The sequence below is a fragment of the Hamadaea tsunoensis DSM 44101 genome, from assembly GCF_000428945.1.
Taxonomy (GTDB): Bacteria; Actinomycetota; Actinomycetes; order Mycobacteriales; family Micromonosporaceae; genus Hamadaea; species Hamadaea tsunoensis.
In genome coordinates, this window is record NZ_AUAX01000029.1 from 110,396 (window position 1) to 122,007 (window position 11,612).

General features: G+C 70.2%; 13 protein-coding genes. 12 read left to right on the forward strand and 1 reads right to left on the reverse strand.

Annotated elements, in window-relative coordinates; translation table 11 throughout:
- Positions 1–56 precede the first annotated feature (56 nt).
- From G401_RS0132780 to G401_RS0132835, 12 genes are all read left to right on the forward strand, one after another.
- Positions 57–509 (forward strand): hypothetical protein, encoded by a 453-nt coding sequence (locus G401_RS0132780; RefSeq protein ID WP_027345806.1) that lies wholly within the window; start codon positions 57–59, stop codon positions 507–509.
- An 82-nt stretch (positions 510–591) separates the two neighbouring features.
- Positions 592–975, forward strand: a complete 384-nt coding sequence (locus tag G401_RS0132785; RefSeq protein WP_027345807.1) for a hypothetical protein — start codon at positions 592–594, stop codon at positions 973–975.
- A gap of 49 nt (positions 976–1,024) precedes the next feature.
- Positions 1,025–1,411 (forward strand): hypothetical protein, encoded by a 387-nt coding sequence (locus G401_RS56335; RefSeq protein ID WP_027345808.1) that lies wholly within the window; start codon positions 1,025–1,027, stop codon positions 1,409–1,411.
- A gap of 53 nt (positions 1,412–1,464) precedes the next feature.
- Positions 1,465–1,977: a hypothetical protein gene (locus tag G401_RS0132795; RefSeq protein WP_027345809.1), complete on the forward strand. Its 513-nt coding sequence runs from the start codon at positions 1,465–1,467 to the stop codon at positions 1,975–1,977.
- 75 nt (positions 1,978–2,052) lie between these two features.
- Entirely contained in the window at positions 2,053–2,991 is a 939-nt protein-coding gene (locus G401_RS50090; protein WP_064741907.1) for a phosphoadenosine phosphosulfate reductase domain-containing protein, read from the forward strand.
- 63 nt (positions 2,992–3,054) lie between these two features.
- Positions 3,055–3,894, forward strand: a complete 840-nt coding sequence (locus G401_RS0132805; protein ID WP_051367479.1) for a Mom family adenine methylcarbamoylation protein — start codon at positions 3,055–3,057, stop codon at positions 3,892–3,894.
- Position 3,895: 1 nt separating this feature from the next.
- Positions 3,896–4,183, forward strand: coding sequence for a hypothetical protein (locus G401_RS0132810; protein WP_027345811.1), 288 nt, complete (start codon positions 3,896–3,898; stop codon positions 4,181–4,183).
- Between the two features lie 39 nt (positions 4,184–4,222).
- Positions 4,223–4,453 (forward strand): hypothetical protein, encoded by a 231-nt coding sequence (locus tag G401_RS0132815; protein ID WP_027345812.1) that lies wholly within the window; start codon positions 4,223–4,225, stop codon positions 4,451–4,453.
- Positions 4,450–5,091 carry a hypothetical protein gene (locus G401_RS0132820; protein WP_027345813.1) on the forward strand — a complete coding sequence of 214 codons (642 nt, stop codon included), beginning with the start codon at positions 4,450–4,452 and terminating at the stop codon, positions 5,089–5,091. Before G401_RS0132815 ends, G401_RS0132820 begins: the two co-directional genes overlap by 4 nt.
- Positions 5,088–5,735 carry a hypothetical protein gene (locus G401_RS50095; RefSeq protein WP_051367480.1) on the forward strand — a complete coding sequence of 216 codons (648 nt, stop codon included), beginning with the start codon at positions 5,088–5,090 and terminating at the stop codon, positions 5,733–5,735. The genes G401_RS0132820 and G401_RS50095 overlap by 4 nt, the downstream gene beginning before the upstream one ends.
- Before the next feature lie 755 nt (positions 5,736–6,490).
- On the forward strand, positions 6,491–10,567 hold the full coding sequence (mobF, locus tag G401_RS0132830) for a MobF family relaxase (protein ID WP_027345814.1): 4,077 nt from the start codon (positions 6,491–6,493) through the stop codon (positions 10,565–10,567).
- A gap of 117 nt (positions 10,568–10,684) precedes the next feature.
- On the forward strand, positions 10,685–10,882 hold the full coding sequence (locus G401_RS0132835; RefSeq protein ID WP_027345815.1) for a hypothetical protein: 198 nt from the start codon (positions 10,685–10,687) through the stop codon (positions 10,880–10,882).
- 493 nt (positions 10,883–11,375) lie between these two features.
- Here the strand turns inward: G401_RS0132835 and G401_RS56340 are convergent.
- The coding region (locus G401_RS56340; RefSeq protein WP_211240911.1) for a WD40 repeat domain-containing protein at positions 11,376–11,612 on the reverse strand (237 nt) is incomplete at its 5' end.

The following is an 11,612-nucleotide window of genomic DNA, read 5'->3' on the forward strand; positions in this document are numbered from 1 at the left end:
TCACCCAACCCGGCGCCCACGCCGGGAAACCCAACACCTCACCGAAGGAGCACCCCATGCCCACCACGACCACCCCCGCCATGGACCCCGCCGACGCCGCGCCGGTCAGCACCACCGTGGACCAGATGACCGCCGAGGCTGACGCCCAGCAGCCCGAACACACCCAACTCGACATGGACCTCATCGCCGATCTGCTCAAGCACGCCGGCATCGAAGCCTTCACCCTGAACAGCGGCGGAGGCTGCGCCGTCATCTACATCGGCCACGAGATCCCCCACCCGATCGAAGAGGGATACACCGCCTACGAACTGCTCGCCGGACCCGGCTGGTTCGAGAAGGACAACGACGACCGGTGGCGCACCTACGGCAGCACAGCTGAGTTCTACATCAGCCCCGACGACTACGGCACAAGCCCGGGGTGGGACTGCCCGCCCGGCGTCTCCGAGGCGTACGTCAGCGCTTACATCATCCACACCATCACCCAAATCCGCGCCCAGCAATCTGCATAGATGCAGTTCAGATAGTCTGGTAGGATGTTACATATAAGGCCCGGTCGACCGGCCGGGCCGCCTCGCTCCGGAGGGGAGTGTCATGACGAAGGCCCGGACGCTGCGCGAACTGCTCGACGGCTGCACCGAAGGCGACCGCGTACCGCTGCACGTGCTGGCCGATCACGCGGCTCAGGAACAACTCGGCCCCACAGCCGCCGCCCTCGTTCGCTGGAGCGTCTACCCGACCAAGATCGGCGAGTACGGCGAGCGCCTGTACGGGACCATCACCGGCACTGATGCCGAGGTCACCGTCTTCCACGAGGCCGGCGAGCCCGGGACGGCCTGCATCTTCCTGCGCGTGCCGTGCGACGAGGACGAGCGCTGCACCTACGCCTTCCATGAGCTGACCGACCTCGGGCCGATCTACTGCCTGCTCGACGGCTCTGCGCTGGAAGACCCGCACTGCCACGCCCACAACTACTGACCGCCCGCCGGGGGAGCGGGCTCCCCGGGCCCCACCAACGGAGATCCCCATGCGCAACAGCGCACTTGTCGCCTACGGCTACGACCTGGCGACGCTGCTGCACCGCAGCGCCACCGCGGACGGGACCGAGCAGGCCCGCCGCAGACTGCTCACCGCGGCCGGCCACGAGCTACCCGGCAACCAGGACGACCCGTGGTACCTCGTGACCCAGCTCAGCGAGCGGTGCGGCCTGCACATCCTTACCTACGGCCGCTTCGGGCACTGGCGCTCGTTCCTGGCCGCCTGGACCCGATCCGTCCGCGACCCCGCCGCGCAGGTCTTCCCGTTCGAGGACCAGGACGGCGCCGACCGCCGCCTCTCGGGCGCACTGCGAACGCTCGCGGCACAGCCCGACCACCTCGAACCCCGATTCCTGCTCCTGGCCGAGCAGCACTGACCGATCAACCGCCGGCGAGACCGCTCCCCGGCCCAACCCCGAAAGGGATTTCCATGGGCTACACCCACGCATTCGAGATCAACGACACCGACCCGGCGTACGCCGCCGCCTGGCCCGGCCTGGCCACCGACGCCCGCCAGATCCTCACCGCCGTCCGGGCGCTCGGCATCGTCATCGCCGGGCCGCTCGGCACCGGCGACGTCGTCGACGACGACGACGGCATCCGCTTCAACGGCGACGCCGAGACCGACGACGACTGCGAGACCTTCTGGCTGCCCACGCCCGCCACGACCGGTCCCCGGACTCTCCCCCCGCGCAGCTACTGCAAGACGAACCGCAACCCCTACGACCTGGCCGTGGCGGGCATCCTCCTGCGCGCCCGCCTGCTGCTGCCCGGCGTCGTGCAACTCCACAGCAACGGCAGCTGGGACGAGGAATGGGCACGCGGCGCGTACCCGCACCCCAGCATCCCGGGCAGCGACGTCGCCCCGCGCCAGCTCATCACCGACCTGTTCGGCCCGATCCCCGACGTCAGCCCGTTCGACGAGCCCGACTACTGCTTCTAACCCGCTCGCAATCTGTCAGGATGTTACGCCGCCGGGGGAGTCCGCTCCTCCGGCCCGGCCCCGGAAGGCATCACGATGGCCACCCTCAACCTCTACGAGCTCCCGCCGCTGGCCGGCCTGCCCGACCTGACCGGCTACGACTGGATCATCGTCAACAGCAGCGGCGGCAAGGACTCCCAAGCCCTGCTGCACGCGGTCTACCTCGCCGCCCGCGCCGCCGGAATGCTGGACCGCGTTGTGGTCCTGCACTGCGACCTCGGCGAGGTCGAGTGGCAGGGCACCCGGCACCTGGCCCGCCGCCAGGCCGCCCACTATGGATTCCGGTTCGAGGTCCGCAAGCGCCTCGGGGCAGAGCTGCTGGCCTACATCCGCGCCCGCCACCAGCAGCGCTGGCCCCGCCTCGGGACCAGGTTCTGTACGGCCTCGTTCAAACGGGACGTGGGCGGCCGGCTCATCACGGAGCTGGTCAAGGAACTGCCCAAGGAGCAACGGCGCGTACGCCGCCCGCGCGTGCTGTACGTGATGGGCATCCGGGGCGCCGAATCCTGCGGCCGGGCCGGGATGAAGCCGTTCGAGCAGCACGCGAAGTTCACATCACCGCGCCGCGAGGTGGACCAGTGGCTGCCCATCCACGGCTGGAGCGAGGCCCAGGTGTGGGAGTGCATCCGCGCCGCCGGCACCCCGGCCCACCCGATCTACTCCCACGGCCTCACCCGCGCATCCTGCTCGTTCTGCGTACTCGCGTCGGGCGCCGACCTGATGCGCGCCTGCCAGCTGCGCCCGGACCTCGCCGCGGACTACCTCGACGCCGAGCGCGAGATGGGCGACGACTTCCAACACCGCCGGCCACTGGCCGTCATCGCCGCCCAGGCCGCCGCCGACCCGCACCCGCTCACCCCGATCAAGACCTGCCTGCCCTGCCGAGGTGCAGGCGAACGCCCCGGCCAGACCACCGCCTGCCCGTCCTGCGACGGCAGCGGCGGACTGCGCTCCGCGTACCGCCTGGCCGCCTGACCTCCACCGACCGACCCGGCCGGGACCGATCGGCGGTCCCGGCCCCACGCCCCGGAGTCCACCGTGTACCAGCAGCTCTCCCTGTTCGAGCCGGACGCCTGCCAGCGCTGGCAATCGGGCACGCCCACCTGGCGCCGCCCAGAAGACGGCGGATTCACCGCCGCCCGCTACCACGTGGTCGAGATCGACACCCCGACCGCCCGCCGGTTCGTCATCACCCACCACTACAGTCGCAGCTATCCCGTCGACCGCCGCCGCTACGGCCTGATCGAGGGTGACCAGCTGCTCGGCGTCGCGGTGCTCGGCGAACCCATGCACCCCAAGGTCACCGGCAAGGTCTTCCCAACCCTGGACCGGCGCACCACCGCCGAACTGTCGCGGTTCGTCCTGCTCGACCAGGTCCCCAGCAACGCCGAGACCTGGCTGCTGCGCCGCGTGTTCGGCCTGGCCGCCGCCGGCGGCCTGCGCGGAGTGGTTGCGTTCCCCGACCCGATGCCCCGCCACAACGCCACCGGGCAACTGATCATGCCCGGCCACGTCGGGCACATCTACCGCGCCCACGGCGGAGGCCGCTACACCGGCCGAGCCACCCAGCGCACGCTCACCCTCATGCCGGACGGCCGGGTGCTGTCGGACCGGTCCCGAGCCAAGGTCACCGGCAGCGAGTCCGGCGCGGCCGGGGTGATCCGTGGACTCGTCGCCTATGGCGCGACCCCGCCAAACCCGGCCGCCGAGCCCCGCGTCTGGCTCGCGCAGGCCCTGGCCGAGATCGGCGCCCGCCGTCAGCGCCACCGGGGCAACCACCGGTTCGCCTGGACCCTCGGCAGCTCACGCCAGCGCCGGCGTACGCCGATCGCGCTGCCCGCCCTGCCGTACCCCACCACTCCAGACGCGACGGTGTGACGTGGACGCCCTGGACGGATGCCCCTACGCGCCCGCCGTCGACCCGTCGACCGGCATCGCCGACTGCCCAGCGTGCGGCTTCCACGGCCGCGCCGTCGTGCACCTGGCCTACTCCCTCGCCCGCGCCGCCGGCGCGAGCCCGGCCCGCGCGACCGCCTTCGCCGCAACCCAGCACCAGACCCTCACCCGCGCCGCCGCGACCGGCCGCAGCCGAGCCGAGGTCACCAGCCTCCTACGCCCCCGCGCCCGAGCCTGCGCCAACCGGCGTCCCGCCACCCGCCGAAATTGACACACTGACCACTTCAACAAGCCTGTTAGGATGTTACGCATGTCTCAGTCGTTCACCCTCGCCCAGCGGACCGCGCTGGAGGTCCTCTGGCGGTTCACCCGCCCGACCACCGTCGCCGAGCTGCACGCCAACGGCGTACGCCTGGACGTGATCCGCCGCCTGTGTACGCGCAAGCTCGCCTTCTGCGCACGCGATTGGGGCAACGACCCGGGAACGACGTTCGCGCTCACCGAGGCCGGCCGCGAGGCCGCCGCGCAGGTGATCCCGTGACCACCTACCGCCGCCGCCTGCCCGGCACGTACGGGCGGCTCACCATCGTGGAGTCCGTCGACGTCGACCGGGCCGAAGTCACCTACCGCGTACGGGCACCCCGCGTGACCGGCGTATTCGTCGCAGTGCCCGCCTGGACCCGCTTCAACAGCAGAGATCCGATGCCGGACGGCCTGGACCTGCACATGGGCACCGGCCCGGCGTACGTGTCGGGCGAGCGCCGCGAAGATCTGCCCAACGTCAACGGAATCCCGCTGGTCGGCTGCGTCATGGTCGATCCCGTCGAATGGCTCAGCCGCGCCGAGCCCCGCTACCGGTTCAGCCGCCCGACCGGCCTGCGCACGAGCCGGCCGGTACCCGACGCGACCAACGCCCTTGCCCTGGCCGTCGTCGTGCAACTGCTCATCCTGTGGACCTCACGGCCCGACCGCGCCGAGCTCGCGCGTACCCACGCCGTACGCCGTGCCCCAGCCCGCCTGGCGGAGCTGCGCCACGGACCCATCCACTCCACCGAGACCCAGATAGCCAAGCTCACCGCCGAACTGGCCGACCACTACCGATTCGCCGCCGCCCTGGAACCCCTCGCCGCCGAGTACAAGGCCATGACCAGCACAGAAGAGGAGCAGTATCCGCCGTGACCACCGCGACCGCTACCCTGGCCAGCGCACCCGTACGACGCCGGCGCACCGCGCGCCCGCCGACCCAGGAGCGCCACGTGCCCGAGAACCAGCTGCCCGCCACGCCGGAAATCCGCGTGCTCCAAGGCCGCGAGTGCACTGACCGGACCGGGATCGCCATCCTGGCCGGCGTCGCTGCCGGCCGGGCGATCGACATGCGCGCGGGCCGCGATGACGCCTTCCCCACACCGCTGGAGAAGGTCGGCCGCACCTGGTGGTACCCGCTGGAGGGCAAGGACGGCGTCTACGCGTACGCCCTTCTCCTGACCGCCCGAGGCGAAGCGGTACGCCCGCCGGCCATCGAGGACGGTGACCCGCGCGACCTACTCAACCCCGACGACGCAGCCGCGGCGATGCGCATCGCCCGGTCGACGTTCGACCACTACGTGCGGCTCTCCGCACCGTACTGGGAGGCCGCCGCCCTCGGCGAGGAACTGGGCGGCTACCCGCCGCTGCCCCGCCCCGACGTGGAGACCGAGCTCACGAACAACCTCGGCACCTATACCCACCGTGAGTGGTACCGGGCGACCCTGGCCGCCCACCAAGCCAACCGGCCCGGCCTCGCCGTCAACCGCGGAGCCACGCGCCGCCTGATCGAGGAATAGACCGTCCGGGGCGGAGACAAGCCCGACGAAACCGATGGGCTAAGGGTATCGTCGGCCCCGTTAGTACGCCTTGCGGAAACCCTTTTCTCGGCCCATCGGCGAACCCATGCCGCAACCCTTCCCGCATTCCATTCGCCAACTCCGAACCAGTCGGCCCGCGTAGCCATAACCACGCCCCGTCCGCATCGCGTCCTGTCGCCATCCACCGGAACGGATCAAGCAGTACTCGGCGATCCGCGCACGTACTTGACCGCGATCCTCGACCAGCCCCGCCGGCGCACACACCGCCGCGCCCCAATTGCCACCGATCGCGATCCTGGCCCGGCTCGTCGGTGTTCGCGACCCCGGCCGCGCGCCGTGGTCGCGAAGACCGGCCGCGAACCGCCCCACCGACTCCCCACCGATACTCTTTGACCCCTATGGGGTTCTCCTTCCTCCCATCTCGTCACCCTCCATATAGCTTTCTTCTGTTACCTCCCTCTCACAAACATCAACCACGATTTGTACCAAGGTATCTTCGATACGAGGGCTCGGATTCTGGTCCGCCGCAAGGCGGCGGAGGATCGGGGCACGCGCTGCACGCGGGGGAGGTGAGCAGCGATGGCATGGGTGACCACACTCGGCCCGAACATCGGCCAAGTCGAATACCGACTCGAACATGGCGCAGGCTGCGGGCCGGCCCCAAAAACCCACTGACGCCAGCCGGCTCTCCTCAAGCTGCCCCGAATCCCGGCACCGGGCCGACCGCGACCGCGATGGTCAGCGACGCGCAGATCGGCTACCGGCTCGACGAAGACCTGCCGTTGGAATGGATCGGCGACGGCCTGCGCGACGTGAACATCACCCCGGGCACGGTGATGACCGAGCAGCAGAAGCCCTGGGCGATCGCCATCATGTCCGGCCAGCACCCCGACGGCACCGTCCTGGTAGAACCGAAAATGGCGGCCGACCCACGCGGCAAGCTACCTGCCCGGCCGCTGCTGGACTCGCTCGCCGCCGCGGCCGACAACGACGCAACGACACTGAGCGAACTGCTGAAGGCCGACCACATCCGCAACTCCTACGGCCGGATGGCGCGCGGCGTCGAACGCCAGGGCGACGCCCACACCGTCCCGTACGCGCGCCTCGTCCAGCTCGCCGACGCCGCCGGCGTCGACCTGACGGCGGTGTACCGGCGCGCGGATCTCGACCGTGCGCGTACGTACGCCGACGCCAAGGTGCAGGTCGGCAACCGCGGCTACGACATCACCCTCGACCTGGCCAAGTCGGTGTCGGTGCTGTACGCGATGGCCGACCCGCAGACCGCGCATCAACTGGAAACCGTGTACCTGCAATCGGTCCGCGAAACGATCGCGGTGATGCAGACGTGGGTCGCGTACGGGATGCGCGGCCACCATGGCGACGGCCAGCGCGCCCGCCGCGTCGACTCAACGGGCCTGCTCGGGTGGATGATGGTCCACCGCACCGCCCGGCCCGTCGACGGCGCCCCGGCCGACCCGCACCTGCACGTCCACGTCGTCCTCGCCAATATGGTCCACGGTCTCGACGGGAAATGGTCCACGGTCGGTGCCGGCGGCCGCGATATCCACCGCCACGTTCACGCCGCCGACGCCTTTCTGAAGGCGCGCATGCGGGCGGAGACTCAGCGCCGGTGGGGCATTCAGTGGCGTCGGCACGCGATCACCGGTGCGTGGGAGATCGCCGCGATCCCCGCCGTGGTCCGCGACATGTTCTCCAAGCGCTCGGTGCAGATCGACGAGACCCTGGCCCGCCTCGGCCTGACTGGCCAGACCAGTACGGCGCAGGCCAAGCTCGCTGCCGCGGTCTCCCGCGAAGCCAAGCAGCCGGCACCGTCGGAAGGGGAGCTGCGCGCGCAGTGGCGCGCGCAGGCCCGCGGCGCGGGGTTCGAGCCCGAAGATCTCACGACAGCGTCGCTCGGCGACCCGCAGCCCGGCCCGCTGCCCGACAACCCGACGCCGCGCCAGATCGCCGCGTACATCTTCCGCGACGAAGCCACCGAGGCGGAGGCTGCCGCGCGAGGTCCGATCCGCTCCCGCCATGTCGGTCTGACCCACAACCGCAAGGTCGTCACCCGGGCCGACGTCCTGGCCGCGGTCATGGACGCTCTGCCGTACGGTCTGGACACGATCGCCGACGTCGAGCAGCTCGTTGACGAGGTGCTTGCGGTGCCCGGCTTCGCGATCGCCCTGGATAAGACCGAACCCGTGCACCTGTCCAACCACACTCGCTACACCACTTCGGCGATCGTGACCGCCGAGTACACGATCCTGCAGGACGCCCGCGCTGGCCTTGACCGGGGCATCGGGGTGGTGCCGGCAGCGGTCGGCGAACTCGCGGTCGAGCAGTTCACGCTCTCGCGGGGCCTCGGGTTCACGCTGTCCGACGAGCAGCGCGTCGTCCTGGACCGCCTGCTGCACGGCGGGCACCAGGTCGACGCGGTGATCGGCGTGGCCGGCTCCGGGAAAACGACGCTGATGGCCGCCCTGCGCGCAGCGTACGAAGCGGCCGGGATGCGGGTCGCCGGCGCGTCGACCTCCGCCGTCGCCGCCGCGAACCTGCAAGCCGAGTCCGGAATCGTGTCCGCCACGATGGACTCCTGGCTGGCCCGCGCCGACTGGACCACCGAACGCGGACTGCCGCTCGGGATGCGCGGCGTACGCCCCGTCCATCCCGGCCCCGGCAGCCCGCGGGTGCCCGGCTGGTTCACCCGTGCCGTGGACGTCATCGTGATCGACGAGGCCGCCACCGTCGACGACCGCAAACTCGCCCAGCTGCTCGACCACGCCATCCCACGCGGCATCAAAATCATCGCGATCGGTGACCCGAAGCAGCTGCGCGCACCCGGTGTCGGCGGCACCTTCGCCCGCGTCCACGAGATCGTCGACGGCGAGTCCATGATGGACAATCGAAGGCAGCGGGACGAGACCGAACGCCGCGCCCTCGACGCGTTCCGCTCCGGCCGCCTGCACGAGGCACTCGCCGAATGGTCGACCGCCGGCCGGGTACATGTGGTCGCCGACTCCGCCGCGGCGCAACTGGCCATCCTCGCCCGCTGGGAGCAGACCCGCCATGCCTGGGCCGATGTCCACGACCGTATCGCGAACTTGCTCGTACTGACTGGCACCAACAGCGACGCGGACCAGATCAACCACGCCGTTCAAGCCGTCCGGCTGGCCACCGGCGACCTCGACCGCAACCAGATGGGCTCCTACCCGCTGCGCGGCGGCGGCGACATCCGGTTCGCGGTCGGCGACGAAGTCATGGTCCGCGTCAACGCCCGCAGTGCTGACCCCGAAGTCCCCGATCTGCTCAACGGGTACCGCGGTGTTGTCACCGCTCTCGACACCGAGACCGGTCATTTGACGGTGCAATGGCGGGCGATGACCGCCGACGGACCAGCCATCCAAGAGCGCAAGGCCGATCCGGCGTTCATCGCCGGCGGCGGCCTGTCCCTCGGCTACGCCATGACCGTCGCCAAAGCGCAGGGCCTGACGGCCGAAGTCGCGATCACCTACGGCATCGGACTGGACCCGCACACCCTCTACGCCGGCATGACCCGCGCCCGCGCCGAAAACCACCTCATCCTGCCCATCGACCTCCTGGAAACCGAAGCCGTCCAGACGCGGCACGGACCGCCCGCCAGCCCCGACGCGCAGACCCGCCGCGCGATCGCCGCGTACGCCCGCTGGCTCCAATCGGTCTCCGCCGACGACACCCTCGTGCTCGACCAGTTCGCCGGCGTCACCCTCAACCTGGCCCGGCCCGACCCTGAAGCCGTCGACGACGAGACCGCCGACGAGCGTACGCACACTGCGGCCGAAGCGGTCGCGCAACGCCGCCGGACCCGCCAGCACAGCGACCGTCCCCGCGCCCGGCACTGGCAACGCCGCACCTACGGCGCGATGACCGACGCCGAGCTCTCCCGTGCGCTCATCGAGGCCGAACACGACCACAACGTCGAACGGGCCCGCGCCGCCGTCTCCGCCGAACGGCACGCTGCCCGAATGCAACCCGCGCTCGACGGCCACGGCCCCGCCGCGACCGCACTCGCCGAGCACCGCCGGCACCTGGAACGGGCCGAGGAAGCGATGCGCCTGGCCGAGCAGCGTATGCAGACCGCCCGAAACCAGGCCGCCGTCGCCGAGCGCATCCGCGCCGACCTCGCCCGCCCCGCGCCGGTACGCCTCATGCTCGGCATCCGAGTCGGTGAAGCCCGCGCGCGGCTCACCGAGACCAACAACGTCATCGCCTACGCCCAGCAGGCCGGCGAGGTCGCCCGCGCGGACGCCGAGCGGCACGCCCGCGACGCCGGCCTCGACGCCGCCCAGATCCCGGCGGCCGTCGCACAGCTACGCGAGAGGTGGGACGACGCCCAGCACGCCGCTATCGATAACGACGTAGCCGCCCTGGGTGACCGGCCCGCCGCAGGTGCTGAGCTTGCCCGAAGCCGTCTGCGGCTGAGCGCGCTGCGCACGGAGCAGGAAACCCGCATGCAGCAACACCCCGAAGACGCCGGTCAAGAACAGCGCGAACGCGACACCGCGCGTACCATCGCCGAACGGCAGTGGGCACGTGACGTCACCGCTGGGGTCCGGCAGCAGTGGGAACGCGAGGTCGTCGACGGCGCAGAACGGCAGTGGGAGCGCGACGTGGTGTACGGCGCCGAGCGGCAGTGGGAACGCGATGTGGTGTACGGCGCCGAGCGGCAGTGGGAACGCGAGGTCGCGGACGCGGCCGAGCAGCGTCGACAGCGCGAGACCGAAGCCGCTCGCGAACGCGACGCCGGGGCAGAACCCGACCTCGCCGCCTGAACGGGCCTATACCTCAGTTGTCTTGTCGCGTGACCGCATCCCGTCGAACACGCCCTTCAGAACCGGACACAGCTGCGAGACCTTGCTGAACTGGGCAAACGCGGCCACCATGGGGCGATGACCATGGGCTGCCGATGCCACGAGCTGGAAGTCGCCGCCATCATGCTCGCCCGCCGTGGCCGGGCCCGCCAGACCTACCGCATCACCATGCGCGGCTACCTCGTCGGTCCCGGCTACGTCCACACCGTTGCGGACCCTGCCGAGGCTCTCCAGCACGTCGGCCTCAGCCTGGAACAACTGACCGACCTCGACTGATCCGCCGAGACACCTTGGAACATCCGTACGAATCGCAGTATCGTGCGGGCATGGCGACCGCGTCACCCAACCCGAACTCCGCTGCGGCTAAACCATCGCAGGCGGAACCAGAAGCCACCTGCTGTGGGCGGCCAGGCAAGGCGTGGTCCAAGGCCGGCGATCCACTCAAACTTGCCTGTCAGCTTTGTCCAGAATCGGTCACGTATTGGCGAAAACGCCGCGAGTTGCACTAGCTGGTGTGCCACGAACGCGGAAGGCGGTGATTGGTAGGTCGTCGTCGTTGAACGCGCTGCTGTACGGGAGATGACGGTTGACTTCGGAGCCCGCCGGTGGGGGAGGCTTCAAACCACCACATGCTGCGTCGGTTGAACTCCGTCGTGGTGAGCGATGTGGAAAGGCGCCGGGTCACGGCCCCAGGTGGGGATCAGGAAGGTGAGCGCGAGCGAACCATTGATGACGTCGTAATGCAATGCCGGTGACATTTGAAACCGAATCATTTAGAGCATAACAATTCTGCCAGATCCCAGCCTGCCGTAAAGACAAATCGTTCGCTATGGGCGTCAATTCCAGTGACAGCGTCCCAGCTTGGCCATAAGTCGATCTGCATAAAACTAGTTAGACTCCAGAATCGGATCGTGGCATCGCGGCCGCCGGTGACAGCGATCGGCTGGCCGTTGAGGGTGGTGCAGGCCACCGCGTGCACGGGTGCAGTGTGGCCGGTGAGGGGTGT

What these genes read in the sequence shown, in the direction of transcription:
- G401_RS0132780 (WP_027345806.1), top strand. Translation starts at nt 57, where the DNA reads ATGCCCACCACGACCACCCCCGCCATGGACCCCGCCGACGCCGCGCCG.
- G401_RS0132785 (WP_027345807.1), top strand. Translation starts at nt 592, where the DNA reads ATGACGAAGGCCCGGACGCTGCGCGAACTGCTCGACGGCTGCACCGAA.
- G401_RS56335 (WP_027345808.1), top strand. Translation starts at nt 1,025, where the DNA reads ATGCGCAACAGCGCACTTGTCGCCTACGGCTACGACCTGGCGACGCTG.
- G401_RS0132795 (WP_027345809.1), top strand. Translation starts at nt 1,465, where the DNA reads ATGGGCTACACCCACGCATTCGAGATCAACGACACCGACCCGGCGTAC.
- G401_RS50090 (WP_064741907.1), top strand. Translation starts at nt 2,053, where the DNA reads ATGGCCACCCTCAACCTCTACGAGCTCCCGCCGCTGGCCGGCCTGCCC.
- G401_RS0132815 (WP_027345812.1), top strand. Translation starts at nt 4,223, where the DNA reads ATGTCTCAGTCGTTCACCCTCGCCCAGCGGACCGCGCTGGAGGTCCTC.
- mobF (WP_027345814.1), top strand. Translation starts at nt 6,491, where the DNA reads ATGGTCAGCGACGCGCAGATCGGCTACCGGCTCGACGAAGACCTGCCG.
- G401_RS0132835 (WP_027345815.1), top strand. Translation starts at nt 10,685, where the DNA reads ATGACCATGGGCTGCCGATGCCACGAGCTGGAAGTCGCCGCCATCATG.